Source organism: Burkholderia sp. CpTa8-5 (genome assembly GCF_017815045.1).
Classification (GTDB): Bacteria; Pseudomonadota; Gammaproteobacteria; order Burkholderiales; family Burkholderiaceae; genus Burkholderia; species Burkholderia sola.
In genome coordinates this window covers 22,467-40,309 of the sequence record NZ_JAGIQD010000027.1, presented here as the reverse complement: position 1 = coordinate 40,309, position 17,843 = coordinate 22,467, and the positions used below count along the sequence as shown (strand labels likewise).

General features: G+C 62.8%; 13 protein-coding genes. 9 read left to right on the top strand and 4 right to left on the bottom strand.

Annotation, left to right across the window (positions count from 1 at the left end):
• Positions 1-115: 115 nt before the first annotated feature.
• Positions 116-1,012, bottom strand: coding sequence for a LysR family transcriptional regulator (locus J8I35_RS28755; protein WP_209928193.1), 897 nt, complete (start codon positions 1,010-1,012; stop codon positions 116-118).
• 132 nt (positions 1,013-1,144) lie between these two features.
• Here J8I35_RS28755 and J8I35_RS28750 point away from each other — a divergent pair, with 132 nt between their 5' ends.
• The 4 genes from J8I35_RS28750 to J8I35_RS28735 all read left to right on the top strand — a co-directional run bounded on the left by J8I35_RS28750 (position 1,145) and on the right by J8I35_RS28735 (position 6,135).
• Positions 1,145-2,569: a M20 family metallopeptidase gene (locus J8I35_RS28750; RefSeq protein ID WP_209928191.1), complete on the top strand. Its 1,425-nt coding sequence runs from the start codon at positions 1,145-1,147 to the stop codon at positions 2,567-2,569.
• A gap of 48 nt (positions 2,570-2,617) precedes the next feature.
• The gene (locus tag J8I35_RS28745) at positions 2,618-3,904 is read left to right on the top strand and encodes an MFS transporter (protein WP_209928189.1); all 1,287 of its coding nucleotides are present in this window, start codon (positions 2,618-2,620) and stop codon (positions 3,902-3,904) included.
• A 90-nt stretch (positions 3,905-3,994) separates the two neighbouring features.
• Entirely contained in the window at positions 3,995-4,468 is a 474-nt protein-coding gene (locus J8I35_RS28740; RefSeq protein ID WP_209928187.1) for a hypothetical protein, read from the top strand.
• A gap of 101 nt (positions 4,469-4,569) precedes the next feature.
• Positions 4,570-6,135 (top strand): methyl-accepting chemotaxis protein, encoded by a 1,566-nt coding sequence (locus J8I35_RS28735; RefSeq protein ID WP_209928185.1) that lies wholly within the window; start codon positions 4,570-4,572, stop codon positions 6,133-6,135.
• A gap of 80 nt (positions 6,136-6,215) precedes the next feature.
• Here the strand turns inward: J8I35_RS28735 and J8I35_RS28730 are convergent, their stop codons facing one another.
• The 3 genes from J8I35_RS28730 to J8I35_RS28720 form a co-directional block, all read right to left on the bottom strand.
• Complete coding sequence (locus J8I35_RS28730; RefSeq protein WP_209928248.1) at positions 6,216-7,595, bottom strand: sigma-54 dependent transcriptional regulator; 1,380 nt, start codon at positions 7,593-7,595, stop codon at positions 6,216-6,218.
• Complete coding sequence (locus J8I35_RS28725) at positions 7,577-9,076, bottom strand: HAMP domain-containing sensor histidine kinase (protein WP_348522286.1); 1,500 nt, start codon at positions 9,074-9,076, stop codon at positions 7,577-7,579. The genes J8I35_RS28730 and J8I35_RS28725 overlap by 19 nt, the downstream gene beginning before the upstream one ends.
• Before the next feature lie 290 nt (positions 9,077-9,366).
• Positions 9,367-9,732 (bottom strand): hypothetical protein, encoded by a 366-nt coding sequence (locus tag J8I35_RS28720; protein ID WP_209928179.1) that lies wholly within the window; start codon positions 9,730-9,732, stop codon positions 9,367-9,369.
• Positions 9,733-10,650: 918 nt separating this feature from the next.
• Here J8I35_RS28720 and J8I35_RS28715 point away from each other — a divergent pair.
• From J8I35_RS28715 to J8I35_RS28695, 5 genes are all read left to right on the top strand, one after another.
• The gene (locus J8I35_RS28715; protein ID WP_209928177.1) at positions 10,651-11,832 is read left to right on the top strand and encodes an efflux RND transporter periplasmic adaptor subunit; all 1,182 of its coding nucleotides are present in this window, start codon (positions 10,651-10,653) and stop codon (positions 11,830-11,832) included.
• Between the two features lie 4 nt (positions 11,833-11,836).
• A complete protein-coding gene (locus J8I35_RS28710; RefSeq protein ID WP_209928175.1) occupies positions 11,837-13,831 on the top strand; it encodes a MacB family efflux pump subunit in 1,995 nt (664 codons plus the stop codon).
• Between the two features lie 71 nt (positions 13,832-13,902).
• Positions 13,903-15,369 (top strand): efflux transporter outer membrane subunit, encoded by a 1,467-nt coding sequence (locus J8I35_RS28705; RefSeq protein ID WP_209928172.1) that lies wholly within the window; start codon positions 13,903-13,905, stop codon positions 15,367-15,369.
• A 228-nt stretch (positions 15,370-15,597) separates the two neighbouring features.
• Positions 15,598-16,275 carry a heavy metal response regulator transcription factor gene (locus tag J8I35_RS28700; protein WP_050014215.1) on the top strand — a complete coding sequence of 226 codons (678 nt, stop codon included), beginning with the start codon at positions 15,598-15,600 and terminating at the stop codon, positions 16,273-16,275.
• Positions 16,272-17,732: a heavy metal sensor histidine kinase gene (locus J8I35_RS28695; protein WP_209928170.1), complete on the top strand. Its 1,461-nt coding sequence runs from the start codon at positions 16,272-16,274 to the stop codon at positions 17,730-17,732. Before J8I35_RS28700 ends, J8I35_RS28695 begins: the two co-directional genes overlap by 4 nt.
• Positions 17,733-17,843 lie beyond the last annotated feature (111 nt).

Here is a 17,843-nt window from a genome sequence, read left to right as displayed (position 1 = left end):
AGGCGCGTCCTTGGGCGGACAGCAAAGGGGGTGCTGCTCAGGGGCGTGGTTTCTTTGCCGCCGTAGGTCGTCGATTCGGGAATGGTGGTGACACGGGGGCGAAGTCGCCACGTACCTAGTCGGTCGTATGCAACTGCTTCACCAATTCGCCAATGAAGTCGATCAATACGGTCGACAACACTCGGCCCGACAAGGTCTGGATCTGGATCGCTCGCAACGACATGCCCGGATGATCGATCGGTATCGCCACCAGACCGTCCGTCGCCAGACGCGCCTGCACCGTCAGGCGGCTCGTCAGGGACACGACCCCCGACATTTGAGTGAATGCATACAGGCTGCCAGAGTTGTTGCAGGTCAGGACGGGCTCGAAGAGAAGATTCTCCAGGCTCGCCGTCGTATCGAACAATTGACGGATCGTCGTGCCGCGGTCAAGTAGCGCAATCGGGTAATTCCGCAGCTCGGCCATCGATACCGTCGCACGACCGGCCAGCGCATGCGAACGCGGCATGACCGCGCAAATCGGCGCGCTCTGCGTGTACTCGACGTGGATCTCCGGCGCTCGTACAACACCGAACGTCAGGCCGATATCGGCTTCGCCGCTCCGGACGTGTGCCGTCACCTCTGCCGGCGCAGTCACCGCCACCTCGAAACGGGTGCCGGGCGACTTTTCCAGAAATTGCGTGATCGCGCGCGGGAGAACATCCCGGGAAAACGCCTCCGACGTCGAGACGCGGATCGTGCTTCGATCGAATGAGTTCAGCGCCTTGATCTCCTCGATCACCTGCTGACCTTCGAGCAAGGTTCGCCGGACATGCGCAGCCAACAGCTCCCCGGCCTTGTTGGGGACCATGCCGCGCGCCTGACGCTCGAACAGCGGGCAGCCAACCTCCTCCTCGAGCTTCGTAATCTGACGGCTGAGCGCCGAGATCGAAACGTGCAGTTTCTCCGACGCCTCGCTCAGCGAACCGGTGTTGGCAACGGCAAGGAAGTATCGGAGTGCAGCGTTGTGCATGACGGCCGCCAAGTTTGCATTATTGGAAAGCAGGGCGCGCAAAAAAGTCAATTGTAGTGCGCGTTTTGGCTTCGTACGCTCGATCCATCAAGGTTGAACAACCCGCTCTCCACGATACACGCGAGGATCACGATGACGCGCCACCAAGCAATCGACTCTGCCACAACATATTTCGATTCGGGGAGCTTCCTGAAAGATCTCGCGCGGCGCGTCCACATGATGACGGAAAGTCAGGATTCCGGAAGGGCCGGCGAGCTTCGAGCCTACCTCGCCGACGAGATCGCGCCGTCGATCGACCGTATGGGCTTCGAGTCTCGTATCGTCGAGAACCCGGTTGCGGGGAACGCGCCGTTCTTGATTGCGACGCGTATCGAGGATCCCGCGCTTCCGACGGTCCTGATGTACGGGCACGGTGATGTCGTCCGCGGCTATGACGGACAGTGGAAGGACCAGATGTCGCCATGGCACATCACGGTCGAAGGAGACCGATGGTTCGGGCGGGGCACCGCGGACAACAAAGGGCAACACACGATCAACCTGGCCGCGCTGGAGCAAGTCGTCGAGGCCAGGAATCGACGCCTGGGTTTCAATGCGACGCTGCTGATCGAGATGGGCGAGGAAACGGGATCGCCCGGGCTACGCGCGGTCTGCGAGCAGAACAAGGACCTTCTCGCGGCCGACATTCTGATCGCTTCGGACGGCCCGCGGGCCAGATCGAACGTCCCCTGCGTTTTTCTCGGGTCGCGCGGGTTCGTCAACTTCACGCTTTCCGTCCGGCTCCGGTCGGGCGCACATCATTCCGGAAATTGGGGCGGGGCGCTCAGCAATGCCGGAACCGTACTCGCGAACGCGATTTCATCGCTCGTCGACGGGCGCGGGCGGATCCTCGTCGACGCGCTGTTGCCGACGCCTATTCCGGCCGCGGTACGCACTGCGCTGAAGAATATCGCCGTCGGTGGCGGGGCCAACGATCCTCACGTCGATGCCAATTGGGGCGAACCTGGCTTGACGGCCCAGGAGCGTGTCTACGCATGGAACGCGCTGGAAGTACTGGCCTTTACCACCGGTAACCCGACCAGCCCGGTCGGCGCGATTCCGCCCGTTGCGCACGCGCATTGCCAACTCAGATACGTCGTCGGTACGGATTGCGAGCGTATCGAAGAAGTTCTGCGGCATCACCTCGACGCACGCGGGTTCGATAGCGTCGAGGTTGCAATCGGCGAGCGGATGGGCGCCACGCGTCTGCCGCCGGAAGATCCGTGGGTCGCGTGGGCGCTCGATTCAATCGAGCGGACGACCGGCAAGCATCCGGATCTGCTTCCCAATCTCGGCGGGTCGCTGCCCAACGACGTCTTTTCCGAGGTTCTGGGCCTTCCGACCGTCTGGATTCCGCACTCGTACGGCGCCTGCTCCCAGCACGCCCCGAACGAACACCTGCTTGGAAGCGTCGCGCGCGAGGCGCTGCAGATCATGGCCGGCATATTTTGGGATCTCGGAGAGTCGGCATCCGCCGTCCGGGATCGGCGCAAGGAAGGAGCGCTTGTCGTCCAGGCATAACACGCCAGTTTTTAATGCACTTGTGATCGTCAGTCAACGGAGAATGAGATGCGTACTATGGAAATGGTGGATGCCGCGCCGACAAGAGAACAGGCTCCAAACGTGTTGCGATTGGTGTCCGCCGCAACCGTCGGCAATGCGTTGGAGTGGTTCGACATACTGATTTACGGATTCTTCGCAATCTCGATTTCAAAGGCCTTCTTTCCGGCGTCGAGCAGCGGGGTATCCCTTCTGCTGACCTTCGGGACGTTCGCGATCTCGTATTTGGCCCGACCGATCGGCGCGCTGGTGCTGGGTTCGTACGCGGATCGTCGCGGTCGCAAGGCGTCGATGATGGTGTCGATCGTGACGATGATGGTCGGCACGACGACGATCGCGCTGATGCCGAGTTACGAGTCGATCGGCGTGATCGCACCGATTCTGGTCATCTGCGCTCGACTGCTTCAGGGCTTTTCCGCGGGCGGCGAGTTCGGCAGTACCACTGCGTTTCTGGTGGAACAGTGCCCCGAACGCAAGGGATTGTTCGCGAGCTTCCAGTTCGCGAGTCAGGGATTGAGCTATATGCTCGCGGCCGGTTTTGGGGTTCTCCTGACCTTGACCCTCGATGCAGACGCCATCGACGCATGGGGTTGGCGCATACCGTTTCTCTTTGGTGTGTTGATCGGCCCCGTCGGCCTGTACCTGCGAAAGCACGTGCACGAGGCCGACGGCGCAACGCGTGAAAGGCGCGAATCGTTCCCGGTAAGGGAAGTGTTCGTCAATCAGAAAGCCAGAATGTTGTTGGCGATCGGTACGCTCGTCCTTTCCACCGGCGCCAGTTACGTCATTCTTTATGTTCCGACCTACGCGGTGCGCGAGCTTCATCTGCCTGCCAGTTTCGGCTTCATTGCAACGATGTTGACCGGCGCGATCCTGACGTTCGTGACGCCGTTCGTCGGCTATCTGTCGGACCGAATCGGCCGCGTCAGGTTGATGATCTGGGCCGGGATGGCATTCATTCTGACCATTTATCCGGTTTTCAAATTGCTTGGCGCGCATCCCGATCTGGGAAGACTCATTGCGATGATGGCGTGGATCGGGACGCTGAAGGCAGTCTATTTCGGCGCGCTGCCGGCGCTGATGGCGGAAGTATTTCCGACGGAAACCCGGGCGACGGGGATGGCCATCAGCTACAACATCGGCGTCACGCTGTTCGGCGGTTTCGCGCCGCTGATCGTCGCCTCGTTGATCCATCAGACCGGCAATTTGGCATCGCCGGCGTTTTACCTGATGCTGCTCGGCGTGCTGAGTCTGATTGCATTGCGCGGATGTCGATCAAGGTTGAATCTCCGATAAGGCAGCGCATCGTGAGAATCCCGCACAGCCGAGCGATGACTTCGCCGGGTGCGGTCCGAGACTGTTTCGACGACATGCGAGGTGATCGGGATGAGTGCAAGGAAACTGGACACGGTATCGGCGGAGGCGTCGACGTGGAACTGGCTGTTACCGCCTTCGGAGCGGGCCCGGGTGTGTGTCGTCATTGATCCAAGCCCGGGCGCGGCCGCGGTTGCAGCGACCGTCGCCAGCTTCACGGCGATGCCGGAAGTCGCGCTTCTCCAGATCGACGATCCCGTCGATGCACACCGTGCATGGAGTGCGTCGCTCATGTCGAGTAACGGCTCCGATGCGGCGAAGACGAGCGCGGATGGCCGATTGAGTCGATTGCCGCGAGGCGTGCCGTTGCTGGTGTGGTCGATACGCCCGCAAGACCTCGACTGGATCGGCAGCATCGAAGGGAACAGGGTGAGTGCTCTCGTTACTGTCGAGAGCGACGACGTCGAAATGCAGGTATCGCGTCTTCTCACGATCGTTCTGAAGGCGTTGAAGCACGCGATCGCCGAGAACATGTTGATCTACTAATACGATAAAAATGGACTTGCTTCGGCACGTCGCGACATACGCCTGCGAGTCACGTATCTGCAATTCATCCATTTCATCAACAACACGAACAAGTGACAGGTATGTTGACCGTTATTTCGAAGTTGAACATCGGCAAGCGGCTGGGGCTCGGTTTTGCGATGGTATTGGCGATGTCGCTGATCGGGATCGTCATCGGACTGATGCGTCTGTCTTCCGTTGCCCAGGCCACCCGCGACATGGTCGCCAGGCCGTTGCAGACCGAGCGGCTGGTCAACGACTGGTCCCGGCAAATCAGTGTCGCGGTCACGCGTACCACCGCGATCGCCAAGAGCGCCGATCCGGGGCTGGCCAACTATTTCAACGAGGAAGCCATTGCTGCATCGAAAGTGTCCGCGGCGAAGCAGACGGCCATCGAGGCGCTGATGACGTCGGACGCGGAAAAGCGCCTGTTTGCCGCCATCGGCGAGCAACGCAAGCTGTTCCTCGCGATCCGGGATCAGATCTATGCGCTGAAGAAGGAAGGAAAAGCGGAGCAGGCCGACCAGTTGCTCGAACAGCAGTTCATCCCGACCGCGCGGCAGCTTGTCGAAAAAGTCGACGCGTTGGTGAAGTACCAGCGCGAAGAAATCGACGGACTCGCGGCCGAGATCGACGCGAATTATCGCTTCGGGCGCACGCTGATGATCGCGTTCGGCGTGGTTGGCATGCTGCTGAGCGTGGTATGCGGATGGCTGATCACCCGCAGCATTACCCGGCCGCTCATGCGCGCGACGGACGTCGCGCATCGGGTGGCCAGAGGCGATCTGAGCGTTCGTGTCGACGTTCATGGGACGGACGAACTCGGCCAACTGCTCGGCAGCCTGCGCGACATGCAGGCCGCTCTGCTTCGCGTGGTGTCCAACGTGCGCCGCGGCTCGGATAACCTCGCGGCGGCAAGCGCCGAAATCGCGCAGGGCAACGACGATCTCAGTTCCCGCACGGAGAGCCAGGCCAGCGCGCTCGAGCAAACCGCCGCATCCATGGAGGAACTGAGTTCCACCGTGGCGCGGAACGCCGACAACGCTCACGAAGCGAATCAACTGGCGATGAATGCGTCCACGGTAACCGCGCAATGCGGCGAAGTGATCAACCAGGTCGTGGAAACCATGAAGGGCATCAACGACAGTTCCCGCCAGATCTCGGACATCACGGGTGTGATCGACAGCATTGCCTTTCAGACGAACATCCTGGCGTTGAATGCCGCGGTGGAGGCCGCGCGTGCCGGCGAGCAGGGCAGAGGCTTCGCGGTGGTCGCCAGCGAAGTGCGCAGCCTGGCCGGACGTTCCGCCGAGGCGGCCAGGGAGATCAAGAAGCTCATCGGCTCGAGCGTCGGGCGCGTCGCTCAAGGTTCGACGGAAGTCGAGCGCGCATGGGTGGCGATGACGGAAGTCGTGAACTCGATTCGTCGCGTCACCGAGACGATGAGCGAAATCAGCGCCGCGAGCACCGAGCAATCGCTCGGCGTGGCCCAGATCGGTGAAGCCGTCGGCCAGATGGAGCGCACGACGCAGCAGAACGCCGCGCTGGTCGAGCAAACGTCGGCGGCCGCGATCAGTCTGCGCCAGCAGTCGCGGGAACTGGTGGAGGTCGTCTCGGTGTTTCAGCTTGGGCGCGGTGAAGCGCTGTAGAGCCGGGCGACAAGGCTTTGCCCGCAGTGCGGCGGCGAGCGTGTCAACGCGCCCGGACACGCGTGTCCGGCAATCCGACGCTAGCCGATGTCGAGGTTCGCCATGCGCGTGTACAGGGACTGGCGGCTGATGCCGAGCCGCTTTGCTGCTTCCGCGCGATTGTCGCCGGTGAGTGCCAGCGTGCGCAGGATCATCTCGCGCTCCACGGCGGCGAGGGCTTCCGACAGCGGACGATTGAGCATCGCGACCGGCAGCAGCGCGTCGCGCGACGGAACGCCCGGTTCGTCGAGGAACGCGAGATCGCATCCGGTGACGACGGCGCCCGGCGCGAGCGCATTCACGCGTGCGATTGCGTTGCGCAGTTCGCGTACGTTGCCCGGCCACGCATACGCGATCAGGCGGCGCTCCGCCTGCACGGACAGCCGCTTCGTCGTAGTCGGGCTCGACATCGTGTCGAGAAAATGGACGGCGAGCGGCAGGATATCGGCCAGCCGCTCGCGCAGCGGCGGCAGATGAATGGGGATGACGTTGAGTCGGTAAAGCAGGTCTTCGCGAAACGTTCCGTTCGCGACCATGGTCCGCAGGTCCCGGTGGGTCGCCGCAATCACGCGGACGTTTACCGAAATGGACCGGTTGACGCCGAGCGGGGTGACTTGCTGTTCCTGCAGTACGCGCAGCAGCTTGGCCTGCATGCAGGTCGCCATGTCGCCGACTTCATCCAGAAAAAGCGTGCCGCCATCGGCTTCGACGATTCGGCCCGTCCGTGCGGTCGTGGCGCCCGTGAAAGCGCCTTTGCAATGACCGAAGAGCTCGCTTTCGAGAAGCTCATGAGGAATGGCCGCGCAATTGACGGCCACGAACGGGCCGGCGCCACGCGACGACTCGACGTGGAGCACCCGGGCCGCGACTTCCTTGCCGGTTCCCGTTTCCCCGGTGATGAGAACGGTCGCGTCCGACGCCGCCGCGCGGCCGATACATTTTTGTACTTCGCGCATCGCCGCGCTGATGCCGAGCAAGCGCGGCGCCGCACCGACAGGCTCGTCGAATGCGTCGACGTTCGCGTGCGCATCGGTAACGGCGTCGGACGGAGAATGGGCCGCGAAAATGCGCTCGAGCAGGCGCGCGATATCGTCGCGGCCGACCGGCTTCGCCAGGTGGTCGAACGCGCCCAGGCGCATGGCGGCGATCGTGTTGCCGCTACGGGCATAGGCGGTCAGGACCACGACGGGTACCGTCGCGAGGCGATCGACGCGCCGCAGCTTCTCGAGTACGGCTATTCCGTCCATGTCGGGCAGCCGGATGTCGAGGAATATGCAGGCGGGTTGCAGACCTCGTTCGATGCGGGCGAGCGCGTGCTCGCCCGTGCCCGCGCATAGGGTTTCGTGACCAAGGTCGGTCAGCGTTTCCGACAATCCTTCGCAGAAGGCATCGTCGTCGTCGATCAGCAGGATGGGTGCCATGGGATATCGATGACAAAGCAGGCAGTAGGGGTGGCGGCGTGATAGGCGTTGCCGCCGTGCGACGCTGCGATCTCTCGAACCAGCGTGAGACCCAGCCCGCAGCCGCCGGGCCGCGCGCTGACGAAGGGTTCGAAGATGCGCGCGCGCTCGGCTTCGGCCACGCCGGGGCCGTCGTCGGCGACTTCGAGCACGAAGCGTGCGCCGCATGGCGAAGCCCGACGGCTGGCCTCGATGTGAACCGTGCCGCCCGGTCGAACGTGCGCCAGCGAATTGACGATCAGATTGTCGAGCGCGCGACGCATCTGCGCGGAATCGAAAACAGGGCGATCGGTCGTTTCCGCGGTGGATGCCGTCGGCATAGTGCAGGCCACCGTCAACGCGACGCCCTTGCCGCGCGCGAGCTCGTCGTGCGTCTGCACGCTTTCCGGAAGCCACGTGGCCGGATCGACCGGCTCCATGCGCGGCGTCACGGGCTGGGTGAGTGCCAGGAGCCTCGACACCTGGATTTCGATGCGCTCGATCTGGCCGAGGATCGAGCGCAGCGCCGATTGCTGTCGCGAGGCATCGCCGGCCAGCGCGTTCTCGGCTTTCAATCGCATCGCGCCGGCCGGATTGCGGATTTCATGCGCAACCTCGGCGGCCAGTGTGCCGAGCAGCGCGACACGATGCGCGTGAGCGAGGCGTGTTTCCAGTTCGCTCGCCTGTTCGCGGGCATCACGGGTACGCGCAGTGCAGCGGTTGAATGCATGCGCGATTCGATCCAGCTCCGGTTCGCCCGGGCAGGAGATGCTGCCGGCCGGATCGGCGGCGTCGTTCGAGAGTGTCGTGTCGAGCCGCACGAGTTTGTCGCGCCATGCGCGCAGTGTGAATGCGAGATACAGGGAAACGGCGAACAGAACCGCCAGAACGACGGCGAACGTCGCCACGATGACGTTGCCCTGACGGACCAACATCGATTGCGCGCGCACAAGGGTCCACGCATAGAGCCCGGTATGTCCGTTCACGGGGCACGCGATCGCGATGACGGCGTCGTGGCGCCGTCCCGCTATTTCGGCGGCGGGGCGAATGCCGGTGGACGCTGCGGAGAGTGCGCTCAGGATCAGCGGCGTTTCCGCTTCCGGAATGTCGCGCTTGATGCCGCTGCCCGGGTAAGAAGGAAACGCGTAGGCGAGGAATCCACCGGGATGCCCGGACGCATTCGCCGGCGGCGCGGAATGGGACGCGGCAGCCCGCCAGAAGCCCCCCTCGATACCGGCGGATGCGGCAAGGGCCGCGTTGAGCACGTCGCGCAACAGTTGAACGTTCGGCTCGGTCGCGTGCGGTAACGACAGCGTGTAGTGAGACGCAATCGCGTCGCACGCATCGCTCGCGCGCTGTTTGGCGGATGCGATCCGGTGGCCTTCGGTGCAACTGGCCATTAACCAGACGATTGCGACCAGCGATGCGCACAACACCGCGGCAAGTGCCCTGAGTAGCGACAATTGCGTTGAAAACCTCGGTCTGACTAGCGGCATGGTGTTGCGTTGAAGGGTGCGACGTCGGTGCTCATGGAAATGGTCTGCGCAATGCAGGGCAATCGCGTTCGCGTCTGCGTCGACGTTCGGTCGAGAATAATGGGGTGGCCGTGGGGACGATGTGACGGGCCAGTCGCATTTGAAGCATGCGATGCATGCGGTACGCACGCACTCGCATCGCTCGTTGGGTGGTTTTGTCAGACAACACGACGATGGAATTCAACACACTCCAACCGTCTGCCCACGAGTCCTTCCTATCATGTGTGTTCCTTCCGCCCAACGCCTGCTGGAGGTGCATTGCCGCCCTCGTTCGGCATGATCGAGCGACGGACGAGCGCGCCGATTTCGATCACGCTCGAAGCAATTGGGCAGGCGATATGTGCAATAACCAGCGGATGGAGGTGCGCAAGCACCCACGTGGGCGCGGGGCGACGAGCGTTCCGTGTCACGACCGTTTTAAGTACATAATGAAATTCACTTGTCAGACCATTTCTTACTCGAATCTGGAAGTGATCCTTATTATCTGAATAGTACATAAACGTTTTATTTTCGTCTTGTGCGCAATCGTTTGCGCGTGGTGCGACATCAATAAAAGCAATGCGGCCCGGGACCGACACCGTCACGCCACGAGCTTGAAAGCTCCACCTCGGGAGCGTTTGGACGTTGCGCCCAAGCAGGTCAGGCCTTCGGAGCAGGCACGCAGATGGGTCCGCGCGGCAGGCAGAGAGGGGTGGACTTTTCCAGGCGCATTCGGCAGCCAGTCGGCCGCGGCTCGGCATTGCATCGATCGAGGCCGCGAACGCGGGGGCGTTGCCACCCGACATCCGGCTCGTGATGCCGATCAGGCCGACAGTTTGATGGAGAAAAGTAGCGATGGCCGTGACTTCTTTCGAAACCGTTTTCTAGTGGAACATCGAAACAGTCGGTGCGCGTTGGCGAAATCGAGCCAGTCGATGGGGCATCTTTCGCTGCAAATCGAGCCAAGAATTGCTAATCGTGCACCACATTATCTTTCAATATCTTTACGAATTTGTGCTCGATGCTACTTTCGTGATCGTTCTTGAAATTTCCGCTGATGAATGAATTTTGGGTGCAAATTTGCGCAAGATTATGGCGATGTTGGATTGAATTTTTTTGCCGATCTTGTGATTGAGGAATGAAAATTCATTTCTTTGTTTTGCTGTTCGATACGGGAGGAGCGAGCCCTCCGTGGCTGTAGTCGACTCTGGATGCCCGACCATAGGGGTCGACAGATTGGCCATTTCACTGATCTATTTTTCAAATTAATAACGGCGTCGCAGGTGGAATCTCATGCTTTTTTACGCCAACGCATTGATGCCCCCACTCATTGCTGCTTCTACTTGCGGGAACGAAAAAGCAAAATTATTCCAGTTTTCGCGGGTTACCATGCCATTCGGATCGAAGTTGACAGTCAATGCGGAAATCCGAGCTGACCGTCGACGCCGTGTCGATCCGGGAATTCGGAGGCGAGACAACAACGAGCGAGAGAGCGGGGCTTCGCAGAGTAAGGCAGATGTGGCGTGAACAAGAAAATTATTCAGTATTTCACCTTGGCTTTCGCGATTACCGTAGCGGCTGTCGTCGCATATAGATATACACGGCACGACAAGCCAAATATTCAATACGTTACCGCCCAGATTTCGTATCAGGACATCGAGTCCACCGTTGAGGCCGTGGGAACGATCCGCGCAGCGGATCTCGTTAGCGTCGGCGCGCAGGTCAACGGCCAGATCAAGTCGATGCACGTGGCGCTCGGCGACCATGTCAGGAAAGGTCAGCTGATCGCGGAAATTGACTCGCAGCCACAAATCTACGCATTGGACACGGCTCGGGCGCAATTGCAAAGCGCGGTGGCCGCAGTGCATTCGAGCGAGGCGTCGCTTGTCCAGGCCAGGCTCGCGCTGGGACGGCAGAAGGAACTGGCTGAACATGACGCCGGGTCGCATGCCGATTTGGAAACGGCACAGGCAGCCTTCGACGTGGCTCGCGCAAATGTCGAAACGAGTCATGCCCAGATGAAGGTAGCGCAGGTCAACGTGGACACTGCGCGCGTCACGCTTGGCTACACGCGCATTGTTGCCCCGAGCGACGGGGAAGTCGTCGCCGTGCTCGCGGTAGAGGGCCAAACCGTCAACGCCAATCAGACGACCCCGAATCTGGTGAAGATCGCGCGCCTCGACACGATCCAGGTCAAGGCGCAAATCTCGGAGGCCGACGTCGTGCGGCTCAAGCCTGGCCTGCCCGCCTATTTCACGATTCTCGGCGACCCGTCGCATCGATATGACACCACGCTGAAAGCCATCGAGCCCGCGCCGGACTCGATTATGACCGACACGACAACCAGCCCTACGACCACTTCGTCGGCGACGAATACGGCCATCTATTACAACGGCCGGCTCGATATGCCGAATCCCGATCATCGACTTCGCATTTCGATGACGGCACAGGTGTCGGTCGTGCTTGCGCGGGCGCGACACGTGGCGGTTCTGCCGGTCGCTGCCCTGACTGCACCGCCGCACGACGGGCGCGCGACGGTGCGGGTGCTGGCGGCCGACGGCACCGTCACGAGCCGGATGGTACGGACCGGCATTGCCAACGACACCGTCGTGCAGATCGTCAGCGGCCTTGGGGCGGGCGATCGTGTCGTCGTCGGTCAGTCTTCCGGCGCAGGGCCCCGTGATCCTTACGGCATGGCAGGGTAACGGAATGTCCACGCCACACGCACAGACGTCGAATCCGGCGCTGATCGAACTCGATAGTGTGAGCCGCACCTATGGCGTCGGCGAGGCGGCGGTTACCGTCCTGCACCAGATCGATCTGCGTATCGAGCGAGGTGAGATGGTGGCCATCGTCGGCGCATCGGGTTCGGGAAAATCGACGTTGATGAATATCCTCGGTTGTCTCGACACGCCGACGTCGGGTACTTACCGGATCGCCGGAGTCGGGACGCAGTCGCTCGATGCAGACGCGCTCGCGCAGTTGCGTCGCGAGCATTTCGGCTTCGTATTCCAGCGCTATCAGTTGCTGAACGATTTGACCGCACTCGCCAACGTCGAAGCACCCGCCGTCTATGCAGGCCTCGACGCAGAACAAAGACGCGGACGAGCAAGGAAGCTTCTCGAGCGCTTGGGTCTTGGTGACCGCCTGAGCCATCGGCCGATGCAACTCTCTGGCGGTCAACAGCAGCGGGTCAGCATCGCGCGCGCCTTGATCAACGGCGGCGACATCATTCTCGCCGACGAACCGACAGGCGCACTCGACAGCCAGAGCGGCGAAGAACTGATGGCGCTGTTCCACGAGCTCAACGGGCAGGGCCATACGATCATCATCGTCACGCACGATATGGACGTCGCCCGGCATGCGCGCCGCATCATCGAGATTCGCGACGGACGCATCGTCGGAGACAGTCGGCCTGAATCGACGCGACCAGCGGACTCCTGCGACGTGCCATCTGCCTCGCCCATTGAGCTCCCGGTCCTGCTTCGACGCAAAAATGCGCAGCCGCTCGCGTTGGGCCGGCTCATCGAAGCATTCCGGCTTGCCATGCACTCGGCGGCGAACCATCGTCTGCGCTCATTCCTGACGATGCTGGGCATTATTGCCGGTATTGCGTCAGTTGCCTGCATGGTCGCGCGTGGCGAGGGAAGCCGCAGAGCGATCATGGATCATTTGCGGCAATTTGGTACGGACACGATCAGCATCTATCCAGGACGGATGGCCGGCGATTTGCGTGCGAGCTCGATTCATACGCTGAGTCTCGGCGACGTGCACGCGCTGCAGGCGCAAAGCTACATTGATAGCGTGACGCCGGAAGTGACAAGCACAGGAACGATTCGCGTGGGCAACAAAGACGTATCCGCGACGGTTCATGGCACGGGCGCCGACTATTTTCGGGTCCACGGCATCCATATGATCGAAGGCCGGCCTTTCGACGAGTCGCTGGTCGAATCGAACGCTCCGGTGGTCGTCGTCGATGAGAAGACCCGGCAAACGCTGTTCGGCTCCGATTCGCCGATCGGGAAAGTGGTACTCGTCGGAAATCTGCCGGGCCATGTGATCGGCGTGGCGGGTTCGAACGCCATGTCGTTTGCACCCGGTACGCTGGGAGTCTATATGCCGTACACCTCGGTCATGTCGCGTATGACCGGCTCGTACAACCTCCAGAGCGTGACCGTCCGGCTCGCCGACGGCGTACCGTCGAGCGCCGCGCTGGCCGGCATCAACAAGGTCCTGAAGATGCGCCATGGCGCCCTCGATTTCACGACCTTCAATTCGGATGCCTTGTTTCAGGTCGCGACGGCGTCGAACGAAACTTTTCGCATCTTTATTGCGTCGATTGCGGGCATTTCGTTGCTTGTCGGCGGCATCGGCGTGATGAACATCATGCTCGTGTCGGTGACGGAGCGCACCCATGAAATCGGCATCCGCATGGCGATCGGGGCGCGTCGATCCGATATTCGCGACCAGTTTCTCATCGAGTCCGTCTGGCTATGCGTCGCCGGTGGCGTGGTCGGTGTGGCGCTTGCGTTCGGCATCATCCGGTTTTTTTCCGAGCCTCATAGTCGCTTCTACATGGTGCTGTCGCCCGACTCGGTCGTTACCGCGTTCGCCAGTGCCGCGCTCGTGGGTGTCGTGTTCGGCTACTTCCCGGCGCGTCAGGCCGCGCGCCTCAACCCGGCAGAAGCACTGGCCCGCGAATGAACACGTTCTCTCATTCACTGCATGCTGTTTTGACGCGTACGGCTCTACGGCAGGTTCGAGCGTCCAGGTCGATGTCGCGATTCCGCACGATCGCCTTGTTGATCGTGTCGCTTGGCGTCACCGCATGCGGGACGTTGACGCGCACGACATGGACGCGGCCCGAGGTCTCGATTCCGCGGCATTGGCAGGCAGAGTCTGCCGCCGCGGGGCAGACCTCCGCTTCCGTGTCGGTCGGCGCGTCTTACAACCGAAGTGACGTTCCTGACGCGTCCAGGTCGTTGCCAGCGGAAACGGAAGCGAACCCCGGCGGTGATGCGAATATCGACCCGTGGTGGAATGCGTTCGGTGATCCGGAGCTGAACCGGCTTGTAGAGCGGGCGTTGGCGGGCAATCACGATCTCAAGACCGCCGTCGTCAATCTGCGCGCGGCGCAATTTGCCGTCGATCTCGCCCGCGCAAATCAATTGCCCCTGATCAGCTCTAGCGCGGAGTTGTCGAATTCTCATTCGCTGCGTGGTGCGCGCGTCGTGTCGCACTCGAAATCGCTTCTCGCATCGGCCAGCTATGTCGTCGACCTATGGGGTTCGCTGTCGAGTTCGACCGATGCATCGCGCTGGGAGGCGCGGGCAACCGAGCAGGATGAACGGACGGTCAAGATGACCATCGCATCCCTGGTCGCCCAAGACTACTGGTTGCTCGCGCTGCTGGCGGAACAGATCGAACAGAGCGATGCATCGATTCTTTACGGCGAGCAAACGCTGGCATTGACGAATGTCCGGTATGCGTCGGGGGCGATTACGGCAGTGGACCTGCTTGCCGCCCGTCAATCGCTCGCGTCGCAACGCGCGTCGCGCAATGCGCTACTGGCGCAGCGAACACAAACCGAAAACGCGCTCGCGATCTTGCTGGGTCAGCCACCAGGCGAAGTCTTCGACGTACCTTCGGCGCGTCTGACGACCTCGTTGCCCGCCGTCGCCGCAGGTGTGCCGGCTTCCGTGCTCGTTCGCCGTCCGGACGTCATGGCGGCGGAATTGCGCACGCGAAGCACACTCGCAAGGGTGGATGCCGTACGGACCAGTTTCTACCCTAACCTCACGTTGACGGGGTCGGCCGGTACCGCGAGCGACGCATTGCGCAATCTGTTGCAAAACCCGCTCGGCACGATCGCAGCCGATGTCGCGGCGCCGTTTCTGAATGTCTGGACGATGAAAGCGCAGGTGGGTTCGGCACAAACAGCCCATGACGCCGCGGCGGTTGCATTCGCCAGGACGTTTTATCAGGCACTTGCTGATGTAGAGAACGCACTTGCCGCGCGCGCCGACTATCAGGCTGAAATCACGCAATGGGCCGATGCGCTCGAAGCGGCGCGACAAAGCGAGCAACGCATCGGCTGGCAATACCGGGCGGGTTCGATTCCCGTACAGAACTTGCTCGATGCGCAGCAAGCGACCCGCAACGCCGATGCCGAACTCGCGAACGTACGCTATGCGATTCTCACGAATCAGGTCGCCCTTTACGTCGCGCTCGGTGGAAGATAGCTAGCGGCGAGTGCGGACGAGACACCTTGCGAGGCGAAGACTGCGCTCGAGGCATTCAACCGAAAGGCGGGCACGCTCGACCCGCCGCGTCGCTCCGCGACCGCACGCCAGGCTGACCGTCCGATTACCGTTTTGTCATCTACGCCGTTCGCGCCTGCACCGTGCGAAGCCGTGTCGCCATTTCCGGGTAACATCGCCGGATGTCCCCACCAAAGCGACGGAGCCGCCATGCGCATCCTGATAGTCGAAGACGAACCGAAGACGGGCGCGTACCTGAAGAAGGGGCTCGAGGAATCGGGCTTCAGCGTCGATCTCGCGAAGGACGGCGCTGAAGGGCTGATGCTCGCGCAGGAAGAGCGTTACGACGTGATCGTGCTCGACGTGATGCTGCCCGTGCTCGACGGCTGGGGCGTGCTCAAGCGGCTGCGCGAAACGCACACGACGCCGGTGCTGTTCCTGACCGCGCGCGACGACGTGCAGGACCGCGTGCACGGCCTCGAACTCGGCGCCGACGACTACCTCGTGAAGCCGTTCGCGTTCGTCGAACTGCTCGCCCGCATCCGCACGCTCGCGCGTCGCGGGCCGCCGCGCGAGACCGAACACCTGGTGGTCGGCGATCTGGAAATCGACGTGGTGCGCCGCCGCGTGAAGCGCGGCGCCACGCGGATCGACCTGACGCCGCGCGAATTCTCGCTGCTGCAGCTGCTCGCGCGCCGGCAGGGCGAGGTGCTGAGCCGCACGCAGATCGCGTCGTACGTGTGGGACATGAATTTCGACAGTGACACCAACGTCGTCGAGGTCGCGATCCGGCGCCTGCGCGCGAAGATCGACGATGCGTTCCCGGTCAAGCTGATCCATACCGTGCGCGGCGTGGGCTACGTGCTCGAACCGAAGGACGACGCATGACGCGCCCGCGCTCGCTTGCGGCGACGCTCGCGCTCGCGTTCGCCGCAACCACGCTCGCCGCGTTCGCGCTCGTCGGCGCATACGTGTATGCGGGCCTCGAGCGACAGGTCAACACGCAGGACGATCTCGACATCGTGCTGGCCGCGCGTCACACGCGCCGGCTCGCGGGCGAACTCGAGTCGCTCGACGCGGTTCGCGCGCACGCGGAGCGGCTCACGAGCCAGGTGCTGGGCAACGAGGCGCTGTCGATGGTCGTCGTCGATGCGCAGGGCGACGTGCTCGCGCGCCACAACGTCCGGCTCGCGGCGCTCGACGACGCGCCTGCGGTCGCATCCGTTCCGCTGGCGGACGCGCAGCTGTTCGCGCCGCACGCGGTGCCGGTTCCGTCGAACGACCGGATCACGGCCGACCGGCTCGTCACATGGACCGCCGGCGGCGGCACACCGATGCGCGGCGTCCTGATCGAGGCCGCACTCGGCGACCGCACGCCGATCCGCATCGCGATCGCGCGCAACATGCACGACCGGGCCGATCTGCTCGAAGGCTACCGCGACCGGCTCAAGCTTGCCGGCGCGCTCGGCGCGCTGTTCGCGCTGCTGCTCGGGTACTGGCTGATTCGCAAGGCGCTCGCGCCGCTGCGCGAGATCGTCGACGACACCGGCCGGATCACGGTCGACAAGCTCGACACGCGGCTCGATGCGTCGCGCGCGCCGCCCGAACTGCGCGCGCTCGTCGATGCGCAGAACGCGATGCTCGGCCGCCTGCAGCAGGCGTTCGCGCATCTGTCGCAATTCAGCGCCGATCTCGCGCACGACTTGCGCACGCCGCTGAACAACATGCGCGGCGCGACCGAAGTCGCGCTCGCGCGACCGCGTTCGGTCGACGAGTACCAGACGCTGCTCGAATCGAATCTCGAGGAATACGACCGTCTCGCGCGGATGATCGAGAACGTGCTGTTTCTCGCGCGCGCCGAGCACCCGAGCTTCGTCACGCGGCAGCGCGCATTCGACGTGCGCGAGGAACTCGAGCGCATCGCCGAGTATTTCGAGGGGCTCGCCGACGAAGCGGGCTCGACGCTGCGCGTCGACGGGCACGGGCAACTGACCGCCGACGTCGAGCTGTTTCGTCGCGCGGTGGGCAACCTGCTCGCGAACGCGCTGCGTTACACGCCGGCCGGTGGCGTCATCACGCTCGCTGTCGACGAAACGCCGGACGCGGTGCGCGTCGTCGTCGCGAATCCGGGCGAGCCGATCGATCCCGCGCTGCTGCCGCGGATCTTCGACCGGTTCGTGCGCGGCGACCCCGCGCGCAGCGGCGGTGTGCCAGGCGGCACGGCCGGGCTCGGCCTTGCGATCGTGCGCTCGGTGATGGAACTCCACGGCGGCACCGCGCAGGTCGAAAGCGACGCGCGCGACACGCGGTTCGTGCTCACGTTCAACCGGCCGCCGGCAGCGTGACGGCGGGTTCGGGCCCGGCGGCGGGCGCGTAGAACGCCACTTCGAAGCCTACCGGTTCGCAAGCGCTGGTCGGGTTCGACACAAAGATTGAGATGCTCCTTCTCGGGCACC

Coding starts and splice junctions, on each gene's coding strand:
- J8I35_RS28755 (WP_209928193.1), bottom strand. CDS start 1,012: ATGCACAACGCTGCACTCCGATACTTCCTTGCCGTTGCCAACACCGGT.
- J8I35_RS28750 (WP_209928191.1), top strand. CDS start 1,145: ATGACGCGCCACCAAGCAATCGACTCTGCCACAACATATTTCGATTCG.
- J8I35_RS28745 (WP_209928189.1), top strand. CDS start 2,618: ATGCGTACTATGGAAATGGTGGATGCCGCGCCGACAAGAGAACAGGCT.
- J8I35_RS28740 (WP_209928187.1), top strand. CDS start 3,995: ATGAGTGCAAGGAAACTGGACACGGTATCGGCGGAGGCGTCGACGTGG.
- J8I35_RS28735 (WP_209928185.1), top strand. CDS start 4,570: ATGTTGACCGTTATTTCGAAGTTGAACATCGGCAAGCGGCTGGGGCTC.
- J8I35_RS28730 (WP_209928248.1), bottom strand. CDS start 7,595: ATGGCACCCATCCTGCTGATCGACGACGACGATGCCTTCTGCGAAGGA.
- J8I35_RS28710 (WP_209928175.1), top strand. CDS start 11,837: ATGTCCACGCCACACGCACAGACGTCGAATCCGGCGCTGATCGAACTC.
- J8I35_RS28705 (WP_209928172.1), top strand. CDS start 13,903: ATGTCGCGATTCCGCACGATCGCCTTGTTGATCGTGTCGCTTGGCGTC.
- J8I35_RS28700 (WP_050014215.1), top strand. CDS start 15,598: ATGCGCATCCTGATAGTCGAAGACGAACCGAAGACGGGCGCGTACCTG.
- J8I35_RS28695 (WP_209928170.1), top strand. CDS start 16,272: ATGACGCGCCCGCGCTCGCTTGCGGCGACGCTCGCGCTCGCGTTCGCC.